The 23,171-nt window shown below is 37.1% G+C and carries 22 protein-coding genes; 8 read left to right on the forward strand and 14 right to left on the reverse strand.

Features of this window, described 5'->3' with window-relative positions:
* Positions 1 to 369: 369 nt before the first annotated feature.
* The 4 genes from gatB to ACTDJC_RS18250 all read right to left on the reverse strand — a co-directional run bounded on the left by gatB (position 370) and on the right by ACTDJC_RS18250 (position 4,089).
* On the reverse strand, positions 370 to 1,800 hold the full coding sequence (gatB, locus tag ACTDJC_RS18235; protein WP_098309172.1) for an Asp-tRNA(Asn)/Glu-tRNA(Gln) amidotransferase subunit GatB: 1,431 nt from the start codon (positions 1,798 to 1,800) through the stop codon (positions 370 to 372).
* A 14-nt stretch (positions 1,801 to 1,814) separates the two neighbouring features.
* Positions 1,815 to 3,272 carry an Asp-tRNA(Asn)/Glu-tRNA(Gln) amidotransferase subunit GatA gene (gene gatA / locus ACTDJC_RS18240; RefSeq protein ID WP_253628440.1) on the reverse strand — a complete coding sequence of 486 codons (1,458 nt, stop codon included), beginning with the start codon at positions 3,270 to 3,272 and terminating at the stop codon, positions 1,815 to 1,817.
* Positions 3,273 to 3,287: 15 nt separating this feature from the next.
* Complete coding sequence (gene gatC, locus ACTDJC_RS18245) at positions 3,288 to 3,578, reverse strand: Asp-tRNA(Asn)/Glu-tRNA(Gln) amidotransferase subunit GatC (RefSeq protein WP_020062440.1); 291 nt, start codon at positions 3,576 to 3,578, stop codon at positions 3,288 to 3,290.
* Between the two features lie 277 nt (positions 3,579 to 3,855).
* Entirely contained in the window at positions 3,856 to 4,089 is a 234-nt protein-coding gene (locus tag ACTDJC_RS18250; protein WP_253628439.1) for a YiaA/YiaB family inner membrane protein, read from the reverse strand.
* 241 nt (positions 4,090 to 4,330) lie between these two features.
* Between ACTDJC_RS18250 and ACTDJC_RS18255 the strand changes: the two genes are divergently transcribed.
* From ACTDJC_RS18255 to ACTDJC_RS18275, 5 genes are all read left to right on the forward strand, one after another.
* Positions 4,331 to 4,813, forward strand: a complete 483-nt coding sequence (locus ACTDJC_RS18255; protein ID WP_253628438.1) for a MarR family winged helix-turn-helix transcriptional regulator — start codon at positions 4,331 to 4,333, stop codon at positions 4,811 to 4,813.
* Positions 4,814 to 4,889: 76 nt separating this feature from the next.
* The gene (locus ACTDJC_RS18260; protein WP_440604283.1) at positions 4,890 to 6,071 is read left to right on the forward strand and encodes an ArsA family ATPase; all 1,182 of its coding nucleotides are present in this window, start codon (positions 4,890 to 4,892) and stop codon (positions 6,069 to 6,071) included.
* Positions 6,064 to 6,258, forward strand: coding sequence for a DUF3926 domain-containing protein (locus tag ACTDJC_RS18265; protein WP_377880523.1), 195 nt, complete (start codon positions 6,064 to 6,066; stop codon positions 6,256 to 6,258). The genes ACTDJC_RS18260 and ACTDJC_RS18265 overlap by 8 nt, the downstream gene beginning before the upstream one ends.
* 163 nt (positions 6,259 to 6,421) lie before the next feature.
* The gene (locus ACTDJC_RS18270; protein ID WP_253628435.1) at positions 6,422 to 6,979 is read left to right on the forward strand and encodes a cysteine hydrolase family protein; all 558 of its coding nucleotides are present in this window, start codon (positions 6,422 to 6,424) and stop codon (positions 6,977 to 6,979) included.
* 282 nt (positions 6,980 to 7,261) lie between these two features.
* On the forward strand, positions 7,262 to 7,678 hold the full coding sequence (locus ACTDJC_RS18275; RefSeq protein ID WP_440604284.1) for a PH domain-containing protein: 417 nt from the start codon (positions 7,262 to 7,264) through the stop codon (positions 7,676 to 7,678).
* A gap of 48 nt (positions 7,679 to 7,726) precedes the next feature.
* On the opposite strand, the gene pruA is transcribed toward ACTDJC_RS18275, so the two are convergent.
* From pruA to ACTDJC_RS18305, 6 genes are all read right to left on the reverse strand, one after another.
* Complete coding sequence (gene pruA, locus ACTDJC_RS18280; RefSeq protein WP_440604285.1) at positions 7,727 to 9,274, reverse strand: L-glutamate gamma-semialdehyde dehydrogenase; 1,548 nt, start codon at positions 9,272 to 9,274, stop codon at positions 7,727 to 7,729.
* A 158-nt stretch (positions 9,275 to 9,432) separates the two neighbouring features.
* Positions 9,433 to 10,203 carry a TSUP family transporter gene (locus ACTDJC_RS18285; RefSeq protein ID WP_098309187.1) on the reverse strand — a complete coding sequence of 257 codons (771 nt, stop codon included), beginning with the start codon at positions 10,201 to 10,203 and terminating at the stop codon, positions 9,433 to 9,435.
* 275 nt (positions 10,204 to 10,478) lie between these two features.
* Complete coding sequence (locus ACTDJC_RS18290; protein ID WP_440604286.1) at positions 10,479 to 11,660, reverse strand: CamS family sex pheromone protein; 1,182 nt, start codon at positions 11,658 to 11,660, stop codon at positions 10,479 to 10,481.
* A gap of 16 nt (positions 11,661 to 11,676) precedes the next feature.
* A complete protein-coding gene (gene ligA, locus ACTDJC_RS18295; RefSeq protein WP_440604287.1) occupies positions 11,677 to 13,686 on the reverse strand; it encodes an NAD-dependent DNA ligase LigA in 2,010 nt (669 codons plus the stop codon).
* A gap of 15 nt (positions 13,687 to 13,701) precedes the next feature.
* The gene (gene pcrA, locus ACTDJC_RS18300) at positions 13,702 to 15,942 is read right to left on the reverse strand and encodes a DNA helicase PcrA (RefSeq protein WP_440604288.1); all 2,241 of its coding nucleotides are present in this window, start codon (positions 15,940 to 15,942) and stop codon (positions 13,702 to 13,704) included.
* Positions 15,943 to 16,632: a heptaprenylglyceryl phosphate synthase gene (locus ACTDJC_RS18305; RefSeq protein WP_440604289.1), complete on the reverse strand. Its 690-nt coding sequence runs from the start codon at positions 16,630 to 16,632 to the stop codon at positions 15,943 to 15,945.
* Between the two features lie 197 nt (positions 16,633 to 16,829).
* On the opposite strand from ACTDJC_RS18305, the gene ACTDJC_RS18310 reads away from it, so the two are divergent.
* The 3 genes from ACTDJC_RS18310 (at position 16,830) to ACTDJC_RS18320 (ending at position 18,439) form a co-directional block, all read left to right on the forward strand.
* Complete coding sequence (locus ACTDJC_RS18310) at positions 16,830 to 17,213, forward strand: YgaP family membrane protein (protein WP_429717350.1); 384 nt, start codon at positions 16,830 to 16,832, stop codon at positions 17,211 to 17,213.
* A 200-nt stretch (positions 17,214 to 17,413) separates the two neighbouring features.
* On the forward strand, positions 17,414 to 18,259 hold the full coding sequence (locus tag ACTDJC_RS18315) for an SPFH domain-containing protein (protein WP_253628428.1): 846 nt from the start codon (positions 17,414 to 17,416) through the stop codon (positions 18,257 to 18,259).
* Between the two features lie 15 nt (positions 18,260 to 18,274).
* The gene (locus ACTDJC_RS18320) at positions 18,275 to 18,439 is read left to right on the forward strand and encodes a toxin-antitoxin system HicB family antitoxin (RefSeq protein ID WP_440604290.1); all 165 of its coding nucleotides are present in this window, start codon (positions 18,275 to 18,277) and stop codon (positions 18,437 to 18,439) included.
* Positions 18,440 to 18,588: 149 nt separating this feature from the next.
* Here the strand turns inward: ACTDJC_RS18320 and ACTDJC_RS18325 are convergent, their stop codons facing one another.
* The 4 genes from ACTDJC_RS18325 to purH all read right to left on the reverse strand — a co-directional run bounded on the left by ACTDJC_RS18325 (position 18,589) and on the right by purH (position 23,156).
* Positions 18,589 to 19,011: a DUF1801 domain-containing protein gene (locus ACTDJC_RS18325; protein WP_440604291.1), complete on the reverse strand. Its 423-nt coding sequence runs from the start codon at positions 19,009 to 19,011 to the stop codon at positions 18,589 to 18,591.
* A gap of 204 nt (positions 19,012 to 19,215) precedes the next feature.
* Positions 19,216 to 19,821 (reverse strand): hypothetical protein, encoded by a 606-nt coding sequence (locus tag ACTDJC_RS18330; RefSeq protein WP_440604292.1) that lies wholly within the window; start codon positions 19,819 to 19,821, stop codon positions 19,216 to 19,218.
* Positions 19,822 to 20,135: 314 nt separating this feature from the next.
* Positions 20,136 to 21,401, reverse strand: a complete 1,266-nt coding sequence (purD, locus tag ACTDJC_RS18335; RefSeq protein ID WP_440604293.1) for a phosphoribosylamine--glycine ligase — start codon at positions 21,399 to 21,401, stop codon at positions 20,136 to 20,138.
* A 219-nt stretch (positions 21,402 to 21,620) separates the two neighbouring features.
* Entirely contained in the window at positions 21,621 to 23,156 is a 1,536-nt protein-coding gene (gene purH, locus ACTDJC_RS18340) for a bifunctional phosphoribosylaminoimidazolecarboxamide formyltransferase/IMP cyclohydrolase (protein WP_429717334.1), read from the reverse strand.
* Between the last annotated feature and the right edge of the window lie 15 nt (positions 23,157 to 23,171).

Here is a 23,171-nt window from a genome sequence, read left to right on the forward strand (position 1 = left end):
TCCTATGCGTACCCTCCTCTCAATTCTACATGTATTTCCTTCAACCTAACAAAGCAATATAATTTCATTGTTAACACTAAATTAACATTTATTTCATACCATATTATGAAAAAATTCTCTCTAGATTTAGATTTATCATTATTACAACCTTTTTGCAACTATCATACCATACTTAACTGAAGGGATTTTTCTTATATTTGTCAGTTAATCAAACGTTTGTTTAAACAAAATATCATTTAAACAAACGTTTGATTAACTCAGAAAAACACCCATATTTGGGTGTTTTTCTGTTTAATCTTCGTTGTTGCATTCTCGCTTCAGCGGCTTCGCGGTTTCTCATCCTAAGCGAAACGCCTCCACTTCTCGTGCTTATCGCTTGTTAATCTCTTCAAGTAAGATTTTATTAACAAGCGGCGGATTTGCTTGTCCTTTTGTTGCTTTCATAATTTGACCAACTAAGAAACCAATTGCACGGTCTTTACCGTTTTTGAAGTCTTCAATAGACTGTTCGTTATTATCAAGAATTTCTGTTACGACCTTACGAAGTGCTCCTTCGTCAGAAATTTGAACAAGACCTTTTGCTTTTACGATTTCTTCTGGGTCTCCACCTTTTTCAATTAACTCGTTAAATACTTTTTTCGCAATTTTAGACGAAATTGTACCTTTTTCAATTAATTGAATCATTTTAGATAAACCAGCTGGTGTTAGTGCTACATCTTGTAATTCTTTTTGTTGTTTGTTTAAGTATGCTAGTACTTCACCCATTAACCAGTTTGATGTTAATTTCGCGTCTGCACCATCTGCAACTGTTGCTTCGAAGAAATCAGACATCTCTTTCGTTAATGTTAATACGTGTGCATCATAAGCTGGTAAGCCAAGCTCTTCAACATAACGTACTTTACGAGCATCTGGAAGTTCAGGAATAGAAGCACGCACGCGTTCTTTCCACTCATCATCGATGTAAAGTTCAACTAAATCTGGCTCTGGGAAGTAACGGTAATCGTCAGATCCTTCTTTCACACGCATTAAGATTGTTTTCTTCGTTGCTTCATCATAACGACGTGTTTCTTGTTGGATGATCCCACCAGATAATAGTTCTTTTTCTTGACGTGTCTGTTCAAACTCAAGACCTTTTTGTACGTAAGTGAAAGAGTTTAAGTTTTTCAGTTCTGCTTTTGTACCGAATTTTTCTTGTCCAACTGGACGAAGAGAAATGTTCGCATCACAGCGAAGAGAACCCTCTTCCATCTTACAATCAGATACGCCTGTATATTGAATGATTGATTTTAGCTTTTCTAAGTAAGCATACGCTTCTTCTGGTGTACGCATATCTGGCTCAGATACGATTTCGATTAACGGCATACCTTGGCGGTTGTAGTCTACTAATGAATAACCTTCGCTTGTATGTGTTGATTTCCCTGCATCTTCTTCTAAATGAAGACGTGTAATACCGATGCGTTTCTTTTTGCCGTCTACTTCGATTTCAATCCAACCATTTTCCCCAATTGGTTTATCATATTGAGAGATTTGGTACGCTTTCGGGTTATCTGGATAGAAATAGTTTTTACGGTCAAATTTTGTTTCTGTTGCGATTTCACAGTTTAATGCCATTGCAGCTTTCATTGCAAAGTTAACTGCTTCTTTATTTAGAGTTGGAAGCACCCCAGGATATCCTAAGTCAATTACACTTGTTTGTGTATTTGGATCCGCTCCGAATTCTGTTGGACTCGCAGAGAAAATTTTCGAATTTGTTTTTAACTCAACGTGAACCTCTAAACCGATAATTGTTTCAAAATTCATCTATGCTCGCCTCCTTACAGACTTGCTTTTTTTGTATGATAATCTGTTGCTTGCTCGAACGCATGTGCAACGCGATAAATTGTTGCTTCATCGAAGTGTTTACCAATAATTTGCAGTCCAAGTGGCATGTTGTTTGCGCCGAATCCACATGGAACAGAAATTGCTGGAACACCTGCTAAGTTTACTGGAATTGTTAAAATGTCGTTTGCATACATTGTCATTGGATCATCGATTTTTTCGCCTACTTTAAACGCTGGAGTTGGCGTTGTTGGTCCGATAATAACATCATAGTTTGCAAATACATTTTCAAAGTCATTTTTAATTAATGTACGTACTTGTTGTGCTTTTTTGTAATATGCATCATAGTAACCCGAGCTAAGTGCGAATGTACCAAGCATAATACGACGTTTTACTTCGTCACCAAAGCCTTCGCTACGTGTATTCTTATACAGGTCCATTAAGTTATTCACATTATCAGAACGAACGCCGTAACGTACGCCATCAAAACGTGAAAGGTTAGCAGACGCTTCAGAAGAAGAAATTAAGTAGTATGTTGCTAGTGCATATTTAGAGTGTGGAAGCGATACTTCTTCCCAAGTCGCGCCCATACCTTCTAACACTTTTAAAGCAGCTAATACTGACTCACGAGCCTCTTCGCCAACGCCTTCACCTAAGTATTCTTTTGGCACAGCGATGCGTAAACCTTTTACGTCGCCTGTTAAACCAGCTAAGTAATTGCCAACTTCAATGTTTGCAGAAGTTGTATCCATACGGTCAACACCTGAAATAGCTTGCAGTAAGTATGCATTGTCTTCTACTGTACGTGTAATCGGTCCAATTTGGTCAAGTGAAGATGCAAACGCAACTAAACCGAAGCGAGATACACGACCATATGTTGGTTTTAAACCAACAACACCGCAATATGCAGCTGGTTGACGGATAGATCCACCTGTATCAGATCCTAAAGAGAATAATACTTCGCCTGCAGCTACAGCCGCTGCTGAACCACCGCTAGATCCGCCTGGTACGTAATCTAAGTTCCAAGGGTTTTTTGTAGCGTAGAATCCAGAGTTCTCGTTAGAAGATCCCATCGCAAACTCGTCCATGTTTAATTTACCGATTGTAATTGTGTCAGCAGCGTTTAGCTTTTGCACAACTGTTGCATCGTAAATTGGGTCAAAGTTTGCTAAGATTTTACTCGCACACGTTGTGCGAAGACCTTTTGTTACGATGTTATCTTTCACACCGATTGGCATACCAAATAGTAACCCATTATCTTCAGCGCCTAATTTCGCATCCAATTCTTTCGCTTTTGCACGTGCATTTTCTTCATCTAATGTAAGAAACGCTTGTACATTATTTTCAACATCCGCAATACGTTTGTAAGATTCATCTACTAAATCCGTAACGGAAATTTCTTTGCTTTGTAATTTCTTATGTAACTCTGATACAGAATGATCAAATAATGACATCGAAATTCCCCTCCTCTATTCTAATACTGCTGGAACACGGATTTGATTCTCTTTGTGATCCGGTGCATTTTTTAATACTTCTTCAACTGGTAAACCTTTTTCAGGTACATCTTCACGCATAATATTCTTCATATCTAGTACGTGTGTTGTTGGTTTTACGTTTGTTGTATCTAATTCATTTAACTGCTCAGCAAATGTAACAATTGCATCGAGTTGTTTTTGAAATTTTTCTGCTTCTTGATCTGTAATTGCAAGACGCGCTAAATGTGCAACGTGCTTTACATTCTCAACGGAAATTCTTGACACGGCTAGGCCACCTCCATAATATATCGTACAATCTACAATACTATTGATGATACCAAATTTTCAGTAGTTCAAGCAAGTGAACACATGGGACTTACAGCATTTTTGCATAAAAAAAGAAAGGCTTTTGCCTTCCATGTCATTTTACCCCGTATTAACAGGCAATAATAGCTGTGCCCCAAAGTTCGGCGGGAGCTAAACTGCCCGAAAAATCCCAATTGGGTGGGATTCCCATCAGTGGGGGATGAAAAAACTCTCCACTCATGGAAGTTTCACTTTATTATTTCTCAATCGGTTCTTTTTTCGGAATGTGTTCATTATCTTCTTCATTATCACGAATTGTTTTTTGCAGTACAAAACATGACATTGTTAGAAATAATGTACCTATTAAGTAGTATCCTTTTACACTGAGTGGTTCATCTAATGTGTAAATCCCTATGAGCATTCCAGAAAGCGCACAAACAAAAGAAGTCCATGCTAAAAATGTGAAAGCCTGTGTGTTTCTCCTTTTCATTGTTCTTCTCCCCCTTATCATTACTTAATCTATTATTAGATGGGTATACCATCATTCATACTATGAAATCTCATGTAAAATACCCTATCTTTTGTATTACTCTAGCATACATATAATTCTTTATAAAGAAAAAAATGGATATAGCCTGAAAAGTTAAAAATAATCATTTGACATTTATTGAAGTTAAACATAGAATGAAAATAAATATTACGAACCTCGAAATATACGGGAGTGGAAATAATTGCTGCAATACGAACATTTTTTAGATTTACTGCTCAATAACGCCAAGAAGCTTTTCTATCCAGAAGAATGGGTAAGCATTGATTTATCACTTTCAAAAACAGAAGTATTCTGTCTGCTATGGATGGAGCGAAATACAGACATTACGATGAGTAAAATTACGGAACTTCTCGATATTCCAATGAGTACAACGACAGGTGTAGTCAATCGTCTCGTAAAAAAAGGGTATATTGAGCGCTACCGCAATGAAAGTGATCGTCGTATTGTATTGATTCGTTTAACAGAAGCTGGCATACAACTTGTAGAAGAAGTAAAACAAAATGCTGCTCATTATTTTAACCTTGTAACGGAAGCACTATCAGAAGAAGAAAAAGCATTTTTACTACAAATCTTCCAAAAAATAATGAATCACATTGCTACATCACAACAAAAAACAGAAGAAAAGCTTACTTCACCTAAGATCAAAAACATTCCGATTGAATAGACCCCTCTGCGGGTTTTTATTCAAAGATATATTTCGACCCTCGTAATATTCGACTACCGAAACAAAGGGGATATGAATGATGAGAATTATTTTATACACAGGTAAAGGCGGCGTAGGGAAAACAAGTATTTCAGCAGCAACAGCAATGCAAAGTGCAAAACAAGGTTTAAAAACGTTAGTCATGAGTACTGACCCTGCTCATAGTTTAGGAGATTCATTTGGTATGAAACTGTCCTCAGAGCCACAAGAAATCCGTGAAAATCTATGGGCACAAGAAATTAATACAATCTACGAAATGGAAAAAGGCTGGGGTAAACTGCAAAAATATATTACATTGCTATTTACATCAAAAGCAGCTGACGATATTACTACAGAGGAACTTACTATGTTCCCAGGTATGGAAGATTTAATTAGCTTACTACGTGTATTAGATTACTATAAACAAAAAACATATGATGTCATCATTATTGATTGTGCCCCAACCGGTGAAACATTAGCTATGCTAAGTTTCCCTGATATGCTCGGCTGGTGGATGGAAAAACTCTTTCCAATTAAACGTAAAGTATTAAAAGTTGTACGTCCTGTCGCACAGCCGCTTCTTAGATTCCCCCTTCCTACCGATGATGCCATGGACGAATTAACACATACTCTCGAACAGCTCGGTGAAATGAGAGATATTTTATCCAACCGAGAAATAACAAGTATTCGTGTTGTTGTAAATCCGGAAAAAATGGTTATTAAAGAAGCTCAGCGAAGCTTTACGTATTTAAACTTATATGACTACAATGTCGATGCCATCATGATTAATCGCGTCATTCCTGACACTGTCACAGACTCTTATTTTCAGGCCTGGAAAGATACACAAAAGAAATATAAAGCATTGATTCAAGATAGTTTTCAGCCGCTTCCTATTTATGAAGCACCAATGTTTGAACAGGAAGTAGTTGGTTTACCTATGTTAGAGCGTGTTGGCGATGCTTTATTTAAAAATGATTCTGATCCAACTGCCGTGAAATTCAACGGACGGACGCAATATGTCACAAAAAATGGTGATGAATATATCTTTGTTCTTTCCATCCCATTCTCAGATAAAAGTGAACTCTCTTTAAATCAAAAAGGCGATGAACTTATTATTCGTGCTGGTTCCGTAAAACGAAACATTACATTGCCAAAAACATTAACACATTTGTCCATTCAAGGAGCAAAATTTGAAGGTGATGTACTCAACATTCGATTTGGAGGTGCCGTTCATGCATGAGGATTTATTGCGGAAAATGATTCGGACGAAGCTAGAAATTGGAGGATACGTTATAAACAGATTACCTGCCCCGCTCCATCAGCGAGCAAACGAGGTGCTGAACATGTTTCATGAAGAGTTAACTTCCTATATACAAGAGCAGAAACAACCTGCGGAAACGTCTTTAAAACGTGTGACAATTGAATAACTGTATAGAAAAGACCAGGAAAATTCCTGGTCTTTTCTACTTAAACTTTTCAATTTTAATTTCATGTAAATTTCTTTATCTCACATTTTTCAAAAAGGAAAACTCACTAAGCTAATGGAATAATTAAACGAATACAAAATCGAAACTGGAGGCTGTAACTGAAATGAAAACTGCTCTTTTACTCGTCGACATCCAAAATGATTATTTTCCAAACGGAAAGATGGAACTGCGAAATGCTAGCGAAGCAAGTGAATATGCAAAACGCATACTTCAATATTTCCGTGAAACAAATCAGCCTATTTTTCATATCCAACATGTTTCCACTCGCGAAAATGCAACATTTTTTCTTCCAAATACAGAAGGTGTACACATCCATAAGAATGTTCGTCCTTTGCAGCAAGAAACAGTCATATTGAAGCATTATCCAAATAGTTTTCGAGAAACTTCATTATTACAAGAATTACAGGATTTACAAATCGAACACGTTGTTATATGCGGCATGATGACACATATGTGCATTGATGCTACAGTACGAGCTGCCTTTGATTTTGGCTTTACATGTACAGTAATACATGACGCGTGTGCAACGAAAGACTTAATCTTTAAAAACGTTTCCATTCCAGCTGCATATATTCACAATACAATTCTAGCTTCCTTAAACGAAGTGTATGCTGAGATAATCAGCACCGAAGAGTTTTTACAGCGCGAAAAATCCTTTTGATTTTCTTTATATCGTTTCATTTCTCTTACGCTTCCATCAGTAACTCTATATTCCTATCAAGATGTATAAAAAAAGAAACACCGCCTTCAGCGAGCAAACTGAAAGCGGTGTCTTCTTGTCTAATCATAGATTTTCCTTCAAATTGTATTATACAGGAAATTTATAAAATTTATACAGAGAAATATGACGAATGAATACAATTTTCTAGGAATTTTATGTATTTTGGTCGAATTAAACGAAATTGATCCAAAATAAGGTAAAATCATAAAAAGGGGGAAGTTCATGAAATTTTCAATTCAACGAAATCCACTGCCTTCTCTACTCATTATTGCATTATGTCCAATACCTTTTATTCTCTTTTTTATGGAAAAAGCTGATGTAGGTTCTATTATAATAGGTATTATCTTTTTACCTATTGTACTTATGCTTCTATGGGCATTATTTCATTCTTATCACGAGATTACGAATACACATCTCGTTGCTGTATTTGGCTTTGTCAAAATTATGATTCCACTTCACGAAATAACTAACATCAGATATACATACAACTTACTTTCCGCTCCCGCCTGGACGTTTAAGCGATTAGAAATTACTTATAGCAATTATGATATAGCGCTCATATCATTACCAAAAGACCCCGATTTATTTATGGCAAAAATACAAGAAAAATGTCCACTTCTTCAAAATCATTCTATTTAATACGCAAAAAGACCTTCTCGATTTTCGAGAAGGTCTTTCCTATACTTCTTATAGAGTTTCAGAAGTAGTTTTTGCTTGCATGTGTAATGCTATATAGTCAGGTCCACCAGCTTTAGAGTCTGTACCAGACATGTTAAAGCCACCGAATGGTTGGTAACCTACGATTGCACCAGTACATCCACGGTTGAAGTATAAGTTACCAACATGGAAGTCTTCACGTGCTTTTTCAATATGTTCACGGTTGTTAGAAACAACTGCTCCTGTTAAACCGTATTCTGTATTGTTCGCAATTGCAAGTGCATGATCAAAGTCTTTTGCTTTGCAGAATGCTACAACTGGTCCGAAGATTTCTTCTTTCATTAGACGAGCATCTTCTGCAACGTCAGCAATGATTGTTGGCTTAATGAACCAACCTTTAGAATCATCACCTTCGCCACCCGCTACAAGTTTACCTTCTTCTTTACCAATAGCAACATAGCTCATTACTTTATCGAATGCAGCTTGGTCGTTAACTGGTCCCATGTTTATGCCTTGTTCAGCTGGGTTTCCTACTGTTAATTCATTTGTTAATTCAATTGCACGGTTTAATACGTGATCGTATACATCTTCATGGATTACCGCACGAGAACATGCAGAACATTTTTGTCCTGAGAAACCAAATGCAGATGCAACGATAGATTTTGCTGCTAATTCAAGATCTGCTTCTTTATCAACAACGATTGTATCTTTACCGCCCATTTCAGCGATAACACGTTTTAACCAAATTTGTCCTGGATTTACTTTTGCTGCGCGTTCGTAAATACGAATACCAACATCGCGTGATCCAGTGAAGCTGATGAAGCGTGTACGAGGATGATCAACTAAGTAATCTCCAACTTCAGATCCGCTACCAGGAATGAAGTTTACTACGCCTGCTGGTAAGCCAGCTTCTTCTAATACTTCCATAAACTTCGCAGCTACTACAGGTGTTGTACTAGCTGGTTTTAATAATACAGTGTTACCAGACACTAATGCAGCTGTTGTCATACCTGCCATGATTGCAAATGGGAAGTTCCAAGGAGAAATGATAACACCTACTCCTAATGGAATGTAAGAGAAACGGTTATATTCAATTGCACGGCTTTCTACTGGAATGCCGTCTTTTAATTTCAACATTTGACGACCATAATACTCCATGAAGTCGATTGCTTCTGCTGTATCAGCATCTGCCTCATTCCACGGTTTACCTGCTTCTTTCACAAGAATTGCGGAAAACTCATGTTTTCTGCGGCGAACGATTGCAGCTGCACGGAATAAAATATCTGCGCGCATTTCTGGTTTCGTTTTTCTCCAAGTTTGGAATGTTTCATCCGCTACTTGCATTGCTTTTTCTGCTAATTCACGACTTGCTTTTGAAACGCGGCCAACGACTTCTTCTTTATTTGCAGGATTCACAGAAACGATTTTATCGTCTGTAGTGACCTTTTCTCCCCCAATAATTAATGGATAGTCTTGTCCAAGATAAGATTCTACTTTCTTTAAACCTTCTTCAAATGCTACTTTATTTGCCTCTACTGTAAAATCTGTAAATGGCTCATGTTTGTATGCTACTACCATTATTTTAGCCTCCCCTTAGAAAAAAGCGTTTACATAATACAACATTATTCTACACGATAATTTCGATTTGTTCAAATATTCTTAGACTTATATTTAAAAAATTATTTAATTTTTTAAATATAATAAATAAAAAAACAACATGATGCATATGCATCATGTTATAAAATATGAACGTATTCCCAAAAGTTTTTCCCAATTAACAAAATCGTTACTGTCAAAAATAAAATTCGTATATATCCTACGCCCTTTCGAACAGCAAATCTTGAACCGAGATATGCCCCTGCAATCATTGATAAACCCATAATTAAACCATATTTAAACTGAATTGCACCTAAAAATAAAAATGTAATCAATGATACAATATTGCTAACAAAATTTAACACTCGACCAGATGCCGCTGCACCGATAAAATCCATCCCAATTAATAAAAATGCAAAAATTAAAAATGAACCTGTGCCCGGTCCAAAAAAACCGTCATAAAATCCAAGCATTAAAATAACGAAATAAAATAAAAATGTTTTTCCTTTCGTCATTTTCTTATGGGTAGCTACACTACCCCAATCTTTTTTTAGAATAATATAAATCGCAATTAACACAAGCATAACTAACACAAGAGGTCGCAAAACATCCGGTGGGATGTACTTTACAACAAATGCCCCTGCAACTGCCCCAACAATTGTGAACGGAATTAGTTTTCCTACAATGCGAAAATCTACTTTTTTAGAACGAATAAAATAAAGCGTACTCGTAAATGATCCCATTGTTGCTGCTAATTTATTTGTAGCGATAGCCGAAGCCGGCGGCAACCCAATAAACATAAGTGCTGGAAGCGAAATTAAACCTCCTCCTCCAACCACAGAGTCGATAAATGCTGCTAAAAATCCAAAAGCAATAAGTAGTATAATGACTTGCAAACTTAAATCTTCCATCTGTCCTTTCCCTCGATCCCCTTTTTTATTAACAACATTAAAAATTATAACAAAATTTCTAATATAAAGTGAAACTTTAATCAGTGGGGGGGGCTTTATTCCCCACTGATTATTATTTGAACCACTCAGGCTTTTACGGGCAGTTTAGCTCCCACCTATCTTCTTCGCTTCTCTCACTCTTGAGGTGGGGGGCTTACTGCCTGCGAATAGCGGGCTAAATGCTCGCAAATAATGCAATAAAAAAAGCCGTTCCTATAATAAGGAACGACTTTCTCTTAATCTAAAATTTGGACAAACGGTTTATCTTGCTTTACGTCACGAATAATAATTGCTTCTGGGCGTTCTACCGACTTAATCGTTACTTGCACTTTAACATAGTTAGGAAAATACTCCATAACAGCCCCAGCTACAAATTGTGTAAATCCAATGATTTCCGCTTTTCCATTAAACTGAACTGGAATCTCAAGCTTCATTTCTTTTAATTGACCATCTTTATAGAATCCTCTGCCAACAACCGCAGTATAGTTTCCGTCAAAATAAGTCGCTAGTTTAGCATTAAAGTTCTTTACAATTGTTGCATCGTCACGATAATTCGTGTCTGCTTCATTCGAAGGGAACAAATAATATTTTTCATCTATTGCTTTCCAATCTTCTACTTTGTCACTGCCTTTATCAACTGTTGTATATGATAAATATGATCCTGGTACAAGTGAAGATTTAGATTCTTGTCGATAAATCGCAAATGTAATTGGGACATTTTTCAATTCATCTTTCTGTTTCAAAATCGGTAAAATTTCTTGGGCCATTTCCTTACCCTGTTTTAGCAATTCTTCGTCAGAGATTTTATTTTCACGCGGATAACCATGTTCTTCTGTATAATAATTAACAGAATTCATCGCAAGACCAATTACAACTCCGCTTAACTCTGCTTCGTTGTTACTTTTTGTTTTTAAATAATCTTGTTCTAAAATTTGCGCTAAATAAATTGGACTCTTTTCATTTTTTGCTTGTAATGTTTCCGATTCTCCTGCCGGTAACTCCGGATTCAATCCATTTGGCAGCTTCTTCTTCGATACTTTTTCTAAATTAGCTTGTTGCTCTGGTGTACGTTTCCTGCCCAATAGCGCTTGTATCGTATCTTTATCTAAATACTTTCCTTCCTGATAGAAATAATCTTTCGTATCATATGATTCTTTCGCAATGCGCATTAATCCTGTTTCAAATTCATCAACATCTAAACGGCTATTTAATCCTTGTACAGCTAACCCATGTGCTGAACCTGATTTAAACGGAACTGCTGTTTTATAATAATCATCTGAAATAGAGTATTTCGGAAGAATCGCTTTATCTTTCGAATCCCCGGATTTTTCTACAACTTTATCTTCTTTTTTCAAATCAGTGCTACATCCACTGAGAAGTAACCCAAGGCTTAACACTGCTAATATAACTTTTTTCATGGTAACTTTGCACCTCTTAATTATTGAGCTCTTGTAAGAACCTCGCTTCATCCCAAATCTCAACGTTATGTTTTTGTGCTTGTGCTAGCTTAGAGCCAGCGGCTTCTCCTGCAATGACTAAATCTGTACTTTTGCTCACACTACCTGTGACTTTCCCGCCAAGTTCTTCAATTTTCTTTTTCGCTTCACTGCGTCCCATCACTTCTAGTTTACCAGTTAAAACAACTATTTTCCCTGCAAAATAAGATTCAATGTTTTCTAAATCTGTTCGTTTTATCCCTTTATAAGTCATATTTACGCCATATGACTTAAATTGTTGTAATAACTCTTGTACATCTTCATTATCAAAATACGTAACGATAGATTGCGCCATTTTTTCACCAATCTCATTAATGGTCGTCAGCTCTTCTTCTGTAGCTTTCACTATGTGATCCATCGTTTCATAATGTTCCGCTAATGTGCGAGCAGCTTTGGCTCCAACGTGGCGAATACCAAGGCCGAACAGTAATCGCTCTAATGAATTGTCTTTTGACGTTTCAATTGCTTGTACTAGATTTGAAGCAGATTTTTCTCCAAAACGTTCTAGTTGTAATAGCTGTTCTTTCGTTAATGTATACAAATCTGCAAACGTACGAATATAATTTGCGTCAAATAACTGGGTAATTACACGTTCACCTAACCCATCGATATTCATCGCATTACGTGATACGAAGTGAATTAATCCTTCCCGAATTTGTGCTGGGCATGCTGGATTAATACAACGAAGCGCAACCTCTTCTTCTAAACGAACAAGTTCACTCTCACATGCTGGGCAATGCGTTGGCATATGAAACTCTTCTTCTTCACCTGTGCGGCGGTCTACAATCACATTTACAACTTCAGGAATAATGTCTCCAGCTTTCTTTACAACAACATAGTCGCCAATGCGAATATCTTTTTCACGAATTAAATCTTCGTTGTGTAAAGAAGCCCTACGGACAATCGTTCCTGCAACGCGAACTGGTTCTAATTCAGCAGTTGGGGTTACCACACCTGTACGCCCAACACTTAGTTCAATGCCCGTCAGCTTCGTAACAACTTCTTCCGCCGGGAATTTATATGCAATTGCCCATCTTGGACTTTTTGCTGTTGTTCCTAAGCTTTCTTGAAGTGACACATCGTCTACTTTAATAACGATACCATCAATTTCATAATCAAGATGTGGACGTTTTTCTTGCCAATCTTGTACATAATGAATGACCTCATCGATTGTTTCGCAAACTTGGCGATTAGGGTTTGTTTTAAAACCCAGCTCCCCTAACAGGTTTAACGATTCACTATGCGATGTAATTGTCTTTCCTTCTAAATCAGTAAGTCCATATACAAATAAAGATAAATTACGCTTTGCTGCAATTTTTGGATCAAGCTGACGCAATGAACCCGCTGCTGCATTACGTGGATTCGCAAAGACAGCTTCTCCGTTCTGTTCTTTTTCTTCATTTAACTTAACAAATGAACGTTTTGGCATGTACGCTTCACCGCGCGCTTCTAGCGTCACTTCTTCTGTTAAACGCAGAGGAATTGCTTTAATTGTTTTTAAATTTTGTGTAATATCCTCACCCGTTATACCATCACCACGAGTTGCCCCTTGAATGAAGCGCCCTTTTTCATAATGAAGGGAAACGGCAAGTCCGTCAATTTTTAATTCACACACGTATCTTACATTTTGTCCGTCAATTCCTTGACGTACCTTGCGATCAAAATCACGTAAATCTCCTTCATTAAAAGCATTTCCTAAACTTAACATCGGTGATTTATGCGTTACTTTCTCAAAAATATCAAGAACCTCTCCGCCAACGCGAACAGACGGAGAATCTTCTGTAAATAATTCTGGATGCTCTGTTTCTAATTTTATAAGTTCTTGCATATGACGATCATACTCTGCATCAGATACAGATGGATTATCTAGCACATGATATTCATAATTAAACTTATTTAAAATGTCACGCAGCTCTTCAATGCGCTTTTGTGCTGCTTCTTTCGGCATAACCTCATTCCTTTCTTACACTTTCGTAACTGGTGCAAATTTAGCCAATAATCGTTTAATACCAATTGGACTTGGAAACGCAATGTCTAATTCTTTTGCATCTCCATCCCCTTTTACACTCACAACCGTACCAATGCCCCATTTTTGATGTGACGCTTTATCACCAACTGACCAGCCAATTTGCTCACCGCCTGTTGTTTTCGCGGCAGGACGAACAAAGGCTGAGCGTGAACGAGTTGTCGTTGTAGTCGTAGGTTTTGACTTTGTACTAAAACTTTCACGCTTTGGTTTCACTTCATGAAGCGTTTCAATGAGACCCTCAGGAATCTCAGAGATGAAACGTGACTCTTTATTCATACTTGTTCTACCAAATATCGTTCGCATTTGAGCATTCGTTACGTACAGTTCTTCTTCTGCACGTGTAATACCAACGTATGCTAAGCGGCGTTCTTCTTGCATTTCATCTTCTTCCATTAAAGAGCGCGTATGCGGGAAAATTCCTTCCTCTAGTCCTAAAATGAAGACGACAGGGAATTCTAATCCTTTTGCAGAGTGCATTGTCATTAAAATCACTTCTTCACCAGCCGTTGGATCTTCATCTACACGGTCAATATCAGCAACAAGCGCTAAATCAGTTAAGAAAGCAACAAGGCTCTTATCTTCGCTTTGAGATTCAAACGTTTGTGTAACAGATAAGAATTCTTCTAAGTTTTCTAAGCGTCCTTCTGATTCTAATGTACGTTCATTCTTCAGTGCATCACGGTAACCTGTTTTCTCTAACACTTCCTCAACAAGCTCTGTTACTGATAAATACTCTTGCATGTTCACCCAATTATGAAGCTGCTTTGCAAATTCGGCTACTGTCTTCGTAATTTTTGCACTTAGTCCAACGTGTTCAATTTCATCTAACACAGCCGTCAGCGAAAGACCATTTTGCACGCCATAATTAATAATTTTATCAATTGATGTTGCTCCAACACCGCGTTTTGGTACATTAATAATACGGGCGAAACTAATTTCATCATCAGGATTCGCAATTAAACGTAAGTATGCCAATATATCTTTAATTTCTTTACGATCGTAGAACTTAATGCCACCGACAATTTTATATGGAATATTGGACTTCAGAAAAATCTCCTCGACCATACGAGACTGAGCATTTGTACGATACAGTACCGCAAAGTCTGTGTACTTTCGATTGCCTATTTGCACTTCATCACGAATCTTTTTCGCGACAAAGTAAGCCTCATCCTTTTCAGTTGCAGCACGGTAATACGAAATTTTACTCCCTACTTGATTATCCGTCCATAACTTCTTCGGTTTACGGTTCATATTATTTTCAATAACAGCATTCGCTGCGTTTAAAATACTTTGCGTCGAACGATAGTTTTGCTCCAGTAAAATAACCTGTGCATTTTCATAATCTTTTTCAAACGACAAGATATTAGCAATATCTGCCCCGCGCCAACGATAAATTGATTGATCTGAGTCACCGACTACGCAAAGGTTTTTAAAACGCGTAGCCAATTTATTAACGAGAATGTACTGAGCACGGTTCGTATCTTGATACTCATCAACGTGAATATATTGGAATTTACGTTGATAAAACTCCAGTACTTCGGGTATACGCTCAAATAATTGAATAGTCGTCATAATTAAATCATCAAAATCAAGCGCATTATTTTTGAGAAGACGCTTTTGATACTCTGTATACACATCGCTTGTCATCTTTTCGTATGGATCTGCAATTGAGATTTTCTTCGCATATTTTTCTGGAGATAACAATTCATTTTTCGCATTACTAATTGTCGCAAGAACAGAACGAGGTTCAAACTTCTTTGGATCAATATTGCGCTCTTTCATAATTTTTTTCACAACTGTTAATTGGTCGCTTGCATCTAAAATCGTAAAATTACGATTAATGCCGATGCGATCAATATCGCGTCGTAAAATACGAACACACATGGAGTGGAATGTTGAAATCCAAATATCCTCTGCTTCTGGACCAACAAGCTTGTCAATACGCTCACGCATTTCACGTGCAGCTTTATTTGTAAACGTAATCGCTAATACATTCCACGGTGCAACACCTTTTTCACCAAGTAAATAAGCAATTCGGTGTGTTAACACACGCGTCTTACCACTACCTGCACCTGCCATAAGTAACAGCGGTCCCGCCGTTGTTTGTACAGCTTTTTGCTGCTGCGGATTTAATCCTGTTAATAATTTTTCTGTTATACTCATGTATTCGGTCACCTACTCTCCTTTTACAGCTTTTACTGTTGCTAAAGCTTTCTTTATATCTTCATAAATTAAATTTCCAACGACAACTGTATCCGCATACTGTGCCATTTTCTTCGCTTGGTCTGCACTTGCAATTCCGCCGCCGTAATATAATGTTGCATTTTGCAGCTCAGCTTTCACTTTTCTTACGAGTTCCACATCTCCATATGTGCCGCTGTATTCTAAATAGAAAATTGGTAAATGAAGAAGTTTGTCAGCCATACGTGCATATGCAATCACATCGTCTTCTGATAACTCACAGTTTGCTTCTGTTAACTTTGCCACTTTCGCTTCTGGATTTAATACACAGTATCCCTGCATAAAAATTTCATCCCAGTTCATAATATCCCCAAACTCTTTCAATGCCGCATGGTGAAGGCCCGTTATCCATTCGATCTTTCGGCTATTTAATACGCTCGGGATGTAATAAAAATCGAAACCTGGTGTAACAGAATCCATCGTTGAAACCTCTAATACACAAGGAACCGCATATCTACGAATGCTTACTAGCATGTGTAATACATTATCAATTGTAATTCCGTCACTTCCACCTACAATAACAGCGTCCGTTCCTGACTCACAAATAAGCTCTAAATGTTCGTCGCTTAACTCCTTATTCGGGTCAAGCTTAAATACATGTTTCCACTGTGAAATATCGTACATGAAAACACCCTTTCTTTTTATCTAATCGCCTTTACACATTCTTTCATTATAACAAAAAATAATGTGCTGACACACATTCCACACAACATCTTTTTCTACGTCAAATGTTGGATTGTATATAGAGAAAGCATGAAAGGAACAATAACTCTTGAAATAGATATATCTATTTTAAAGCTGATGAAGAGGAAGTGAATGTCTTGTTCAAGCAAAACATCGGCACAATGAATGCCTTTATTCGTATTACCATTGGTCTCGTTCTGCTTAGCTGCAATACAGCAAAGCTTGCAAGAAGACCATGGTGTATTTGGTCCAAAATTATGCTTTGGGTCGGAGCAATGAGAATTGCAGAAGGAATCGTTCGTTTCTGTCCTATTGTGGCAGCATGTAAACTCGGTAAATTTATGAATATCCCGGATTTAAAAATGCCTGGCATGGATCTTATGAAGAATGGACAATCTAATAAACAAGAAGCACATCATACTTCTCATGACGAAGAAAAAACAAGCTCTGGAAGTTATGATGCTTCTGATAAGGAAATTGAGTCTGCACTTGAAAAGGCTCTTATGTCCAAACCGCTTTGAATCATTTGTCACTATGCAAGATGCTCTAAAAGAAACTTAGCTGCTGCAGTGGGCGGCTAAGTTTCTTTTATTTTACCACAAACAAGAACTAATGTTCGTTTTTGGTGATTTTTTTATTTTTTTGAAAAAATTAGGATATAATCCTATTGTCAACTCTGATATAAAAGTGATATCATTTTTATATCAAGGGAGGCGAAAATATGAAGGAAAAACAAGTATTTCATGTAAATGGTTTTTTAGGAATAGTTGTCATTCTAGTTTTAATTGGTATCGGTGTATTCAGCCTTATTAATGAATTATTCGCTATTGCCGTTATCTCGTTTTTATTAGCAGCAATCCTTGCAAGTGGCATTGGCATCGTCCAGCCAAACCAAGCAAAAGTGATTACATTTTTCGGTAACTATTTAGGAACAATTCGTGAAAATGGATTATTTTTAACAGTTCCATTTGCACTTCGTCAAACTGTTTCTCTTCGTGTAGAGAACTTTAATAGTAAGAAATTAAAAGTAAATGATGTAGATGGAAACCCAATTGAAATCGCAGCTGTTGTTGTATACAAAGTCGTCGATTCTGCAAAAGCAATCTTTGGTGTTGAACATTATGATGCATTCGTAGAAATTCAAAGTGAAACAGCAATTCGTCATGTGGCAACGAAATATCCATATGATAATTTCCAAGATGAAAACAACATTACACTACGCGGAAACTCAGAAGAAATTTCTGAAGAGTTAAAACGAGAATTAGAAGCCCGTTTAGAAATTGCAGGGGTAGAAGTACTCGAAACTCGTTTAACGCACTTAGCTTATGCAACAGAAATTGCACACGCAATGCTTCAACGTCAACAAGCAAAAGCAGTATTAGCCGCAAGAAAAGAAATTGTAGAAGGTGCCGTACAAATGGCGAAAGATTCTATTCAAAAACTAGATGAAGAAGGTATACTTGAGTTAGATGACGAGCGAAAAGCAAATATGGTTAATAACTTATTAGTTGCCATTGTTTCAGATAAAGGAGCACAGCCGGTCATTAATACAGGAAGTCTATATTAGAGGTTGTCGGTAATTATGGCTAAAAAGAAAAGCTTTCCATTACGAATCGATCCCGAACTGTACGCAGTTATTGAAAAATGGGCAAACGACGAATTCCGAAGCGTGAATGCTCATATTGAATATTTACTTCGCGAAATGGCAAAGCAAAAGGGAAAATTAAAAAAAGAAAACGAGTCCTAACTTTTTAACAAGTAGGGCTCGTTTTCTTTTTTTAAGGGCATCGTCGCATCGCCATCAAGCTAAGCTTAAGTAAGAATTAATTCAACTAGATTTTTTTCTGTTTTCTAAAGAATGAATATGAACTATTTAAAAATCCGCATAAAATTTCATTAATCATTTGGATACGTCTCTTTCAAAAAACTTACAGATTGTTTGATTAGTGCTTTTAGAACATTAATATCAATGTCTGCTACTTTATTAATATATACACATGATTTTCCAGACGTGTATTTTCCAAAGTTTTTTAATAGTTCTTCTCGCCCAGGGTCACCAGTTGCAAAATATAAACTAATTTTAGCTTTTCGTGGGGAAAAGCCTACTAATGGGGCATCTCCTTCATGACCAGATGCATATTTATAATGATATGTTCCAAATCCGATAATGCTCGGTCCCCACATCTTTGCTGTATAGCCCGTTGTTTCAGTAAATATATCTAATAATTGATATGCGCTTTCTCGTTTTTTTGGACTTTCAACACTTTCAATAAACTCAATTACACTATTGTCGGTTTCTGTTGTTTTGAGTTTGTACATATTAGAGGCACCCCTTTTTAGATATAAGTTTCATCACATACATAATTATAATACAAGGGTCACCATACATATGCAGAATGGATGGCATTTTTTACACCTAGGAGTAATTGATATTATTAAGTTGATGGGCATGGTGCAAATCCCAACACCTATAAAACAGCCTCCTAGTAATTAGGAGGCTGTTTGTTATTTTATGCATCACAATTATTTAGTACCAAACATTTTATCTATTGATTTTGAATTTGCAAACAATGCTTCCTCTAAATTTTCATCAGAAACAATTTTATAGTTACCATCTTTGTCTTTCTTTAAGTTCAGCGTAACTACACGAGTCGTCATTGTCGCATCTTTATCAGACAAGTTCTTAACAAGAGTTGTCGTCATCATTTGCTCCATTGCCTTATCAGATTGTTCTTTGTCTTCACTAAACGCACTTGCAAAAGCCATAGGCATGATCTCTCCGATTGTCTTTGTAGTTGCAACAGCCATATCAACAGAAGTAATTTTTACTTTAACCTTTGCCTTATCATCTTTCTTAGATACTTGTTCTGGTTCTTCAAATTTATAGTTCTTTACGATTGCATCGAGTACTGCCTTCCCCTCAATGCCGTCTTCCGTTTTATTTAGTTTGCTAAAATCGTAGCCCTTATCACCTTTATAAACAAAAGTACTTGCTTTTTCATAATTTCCTTTTTTTATAGCTGTCAAAAATTCTTGTACAGTATCATCGGGATTCGAGCATCCTGCCAATACACTCATTAATAATCCTATCATCATGACAAATGTCAATGATTTAAACATCTTTTTCATAATTATTCCCCCTGCTATTTATTAGAAATATTTAATGACATCTATATATTACTTTATAAAAAAATAACAAACAATAAAAAGTAATATTCAGATTAATTGAATGCAATCGCTTGGTAAATTTTCGTGATTATATAATCCATCAGTGGGGGTCTTACTGCCCGCGCATAGCGGGATAAAATAAAGGATCCAAAGCGAAATGTACTTTCACTTTGGATCCTTATTTCGTCGTTTTAAGAAGTGCGCGGCAAAAAACTCGCTCGATTATCAACATTATCGTTTAACAGAGCCAGTATTTAAAAGGGGGGAACCCCCCTCTAGCAATCCACTTTCGCAATTGCGCGGTACCCTATATCACTTCGATAAAATAAACCATCACTCTCAATTTTCGTGATTTCTCCATACACCTTATTCTTTGCCTCTTGTAAGTCTTTTCCTTTACAAGCAACAAACAACACACGGCCGCCGTTAGTTACAAATTCTCCATCTTTAACATCTGTTCCGGCATGAAATACGATAACATCTTCCAATGTTTCTAGTCCTCGAATTACAGCACCTTTTTCGTAAGCTTCTGGATATCCCTTAGAAGCTAATACAACACCAATTACTGCTTCTTCAGACCACTCTAAAGTAAATTCTGTTCCATCTAATACATGATTACATACATCAACTAAATCGCTTTCTAACCGAGGTAAGATTACTTCTGTTTCTGGATCACCAAAGCGAGCATTGAATTCAATTACTTTCGGCCCTTCACTTGTTAAAATAAGCCCTGCATATAAAATACCTGTAAAAGAACGTCCTTCTTGTATCATTGCTTGAGCTGTTGGATGTAGAACAGTTTCAATCGCTTGTTCTACTGCTGATTGCGGAATTTGTGGTACCGGAGAATAAGCACCCATTCCGCCTGTATTTGGTCCTTTATCACCATCAAAAGCACGTTTATGATCTTGTGCAATTACCATTGGATATACAGTTGCTCCGTTTACAAATGCCATAAGTGAAAATTCTTGGCCGTCTAAAAATTCTTCAATGACAACCTTTTTGCTTGCTTCTCCAAACTTTACATCTTGCAGCATTTCTTTTACAGCCTGCAGTGCTTCTTCTAATGTCATGGCAACTGTTACGCCTTTACCAGCTGCTAGGCCATCTGCTTTAATAACAATTGGTGCGCCAACTTTTTCAATGTATTGTACAGCTGCTTCATACTCTGTAAATGTTTCATATGCCGCCGTTGGAATATCATACTTTTTCATAAGCTCTTTCGTAAAAGCTTTACTACCTTCAATAACAGCTGCTGCTTTGTTCGGACCAAAAACGCGAAGCCCTTCCTCTTCAAAGCGATCAACAATACCGTTCATAAGTGGAATTTCCGGGCCAACAAACGTTAAACCAATGTTACTTTCTTTTGCAAAAGCAATAAGCGCATCAAAATCATTTTCGTCGATAGCTACGGGCGTTGCTACATCTTTCATTCCTTCATTTCCTGGCGCTACATATACAGTCTCTACTTGCTCTGATTGTGCAAATTTCCATGCTAATGCATGCTCACGTCCACCACGGCCAATTACTAAAATGTTCATATTTCATCCTCCATTATTCAGATAAAGTGAAACTTCCATCAGCGGGGGGCTTATTTCATTCCCACTGATGGTTAGTTGAACCAATCGGGCTTTTACGGACAGTTATTCCCCACCTATCTTCCTCGATTTTCTCTTCATCTTGAGGCGTGGGGACTTACTGCCCGTTAAAGCGGGATAAGTACAAAATAGGAGCTTCTCTGCTCCTATTTTGTTTCTAAATTAATGTTTGAAATGACGTACTCCAGTGAACACCATTGCAATGCCGTACTCGTCTGCTTTTTTAATTGAATCTTCGTCACGAATAGATCCGCCTGGCTGAATGATTGCTGTAATACCTGCTTTAGCCGCTTCTTCTACTGTATCTGGCATTGGGAAAAATGCATCGGAAGCAAGTGCGCTGCCTTTTGCTTTTTCGCCAGCTTGATTCATCGCAATTTTCGCTGCACCAACGCGATTCATTTGACCTGCACCAACACCAATTGTCATTTCATCTTTTGCTAGAACAATCGCATTCGATTTAACATGTTTCACAACTTTCCATGCTAATTTCAGATCGTTCCACTCTTGCTCTGTTGGCTCACGTTTTGTTGGAATTGTAACTGTTGCATCATCTAATGACAACGTATCTTCTTCTTGTACAAGTAAACCACCTTGGATAGAAGTTAGCTTTTTACTTGCTGTTTCTGCTTTTGCAATATCTATTGTTAAAAGACGTAAATTTTTCTTACTTTGTAATACTTCTAACGCTTCTTTTGAGAAAGACGGTGCGATAATGATTTCTAAGAAAACTTCATGTAGCTTTTCTGCTGTAGCTTTATCAATTTCGCGGTTTGCTGCAATGATACCGCCGAAGATTGATACTGGATCAGCCTCATATGCACGTGTATACGCTTCATGGATATCAGCACCAACACCAACGCCGCATGGATTCATATGTTTTACCGCTACAACTGCTGGCTCTGTAAATTCTTTTACGATACTAAGAGCTGCATCTGCATCGTTAATGTTATTGTAAGACAGCTCTTTCCCATGTAATTGCTCTGCATAAGCAACAGAAGAAACTGCTGCAAATGGCGCTTTATAGAATGTTGCTTTTTGATGCGGGTTTTCGCCGTAACGTAAATCTTGTTTTTTCTCAAACGTAACAGTTAACGTTTCAGGGCTTTCTTCTCCTGTTTGTTCTGTTAAATAGTTTGAAATTAATGCATCATATGCCGCTGTATGACGGAATACTTTTGCTGCTAATTTACGTTTTGTTTCTTTTGAAACTTCTCCGCTTCCCTTTAGTTCCCCTAATACAACATCGTAGTCTGTTGGATCAACAATAACTGTTACAAACTCATGGTTTTTTGCAGCAGATCGAATCATTGTTGGTCCGCCGATATCAATATTTTCAATTGCATCAATAAATGTCACATCTGGCTTTGCAATCGTTTCTTTAAATGGATATAAGTTTACAACAACAAAGTCAATTGGCTGAATGCCAAGCTCATTCATTTGAGACATATGTGTTTCATTATCACGTACTGCAAGCAATCCGCCATGAATGTTTGGGTGTAATGTTTTCACACGTCCGTCCATAATTTCTGGAAAACCTGTTACTTCAGAAATTCCAATGACTTGTAAGCCGTTTTCTTCTAGTAATTTTTTTGTTCCACCTGTTGAAATAACCTCAATACCTTGCTCAAGTAATCCTTTTACGAACTCTACAACTCCAGCTTTATTTGAAACACTTACTAATGCACGCTTTTTCATTTATTCTTCACCCCT

The sequence above is a fragment of the Bacillus sp. GB_SG_008 genome (assembly GCF_052038115.1).
Lineage (GTDB): Bacteria > Bacillota > Bacilli > Bacillales > Bacillaceae_G > Bacillus_A > Bacillus_A rhizoplanae.

Excerpts from the sequence above, each read along its gene's own strand:
- gatB (WP_098309172.1), bottom strand. The coding sequence starts at position 1,800 with ATGAATTTTGAAACAATTATCGGTTTAGAGGTTCACGTTGAGTTAAAA.
- gatA (WP_253628440.1), bottom strand. The coding sequence starts at position 3,272 with ATGTCATTATTTGATCATTCTGTATCAGAGTTACATAAGAAATTACAA.
- ACTDJC_RS18250 (WP_253628439.1), bottom strand. The coding sequence starts at position 4,089 with ATGAAAAGGAGAAACACACAGGCTTTCACATTTTTAGCATGGACTTCT.
- ACTDJC_RS18260 (WP_440604283.1), top strand. The coding sequence starts at position 4,890 with ATGATGAGAATTATTTTATACACAGGTAAAGGCGGCGTAGGGAAAACA.
- ACTDJC_RS18265 (WP_377880523.1), top strand. The coding sequence starts at position 6,064 with ATGCATGAGGATTTATTGCGGAAAATGATTCGGACGAAGCTAGAAATT.
- ACTDJC_RS18270 (WP_253628435.1), top strand. The coding sequence starts at position 6,422 with ATGAAAACTGCTCTTTTACTCGTCGACATCCAAAATGATTATTTTCCA.
- ACTDJC_RS18275 (WP_440604284.1), top strand. The coding sequence starts at position 7,262 with ATGAAATTTTCAATTCAACGAAATCCACTGCCTTCTCTACTCATTATT.
- pruA (WP_440604285.1), bottom strand. The coding sequence starts at position 9,274 with ATGGTAGTAGCATACAAACATGAGCCATTTACAGATTTTACAGTAGAG.
- ACTDJC_RS18285 (WP_098309187.1), bottom strand. The coding sequence starts at position 10,203 with ATGGAAGATTTAAGTTTGCAAGTCATTATACTACTTATTGCTTTTGGA.
- ACTDJC_RS18290 (WP_440604286.1), bottom strand. The coding sequence starts at position 11,660 with ATGAAAAAAGTTATATTAGCAGTGTTAAGCCTTGGGTTACTTCTCAGT.
- ligA (WP_440604287.1), bottom strand. The coding sequence starts at position 13,686 with ATGCCGAAAGAAGCAGCACAAAAGCGCATTGAAGAGCTGCGTGACATT.
- ACTDJC_RS18305 (WP_440604289.1), bottom strand. The coding sequence starts at position 16,632 with ATGTACGATATTTCACAGTGGAAACATGTATTTAAGCTTGACCCGAAT.
- ACTDJC_RS18315 (WP_253628428.1), top strand. The coding sequence starts at position 17,414 with ATGAAGGAAAAACAAGTATTTCATGTAAATGGTTTTTTAGGAATAGTT.
- ACTDJC_RS18320 (WP_440604290.1), top strand. The coding sequence starts at position 18,275 with ATGGCTAAAAAGAAAAGCTTTCCATTACGAATCGATCCCGAACTGTAC.
- ACTDJC_RS18325 (WP_440604291.1), bottom strand. The coding sequence starts at position 19,011 with ATGTACAAACTCAAAACAACAGAAACCGACAATAGTGTAATTGAGTTT.
- ACTDJC_RS18330 (WP_440604292.1), bottom strand. The coding sequence starts at position 19,821 with ATGAAAAAGATGTTTAAATCATTGACATTTGTCATGATGATAGGATTA.
- purD (WP_440604293.1), bottom strand. The coding sequence starts at position 21,401 with ATGAACATTTTAGTAATTGGCCGTGGTGGACGTGAGCATGCATTAGCA.
- purH (WP_429717334.1), bottom strand. The coding sequence starts at position 23,156 with ATGAAAAAGCGTGCATTAGTAAGTGTTTCAAATAAAGCTGGAGTTGTA.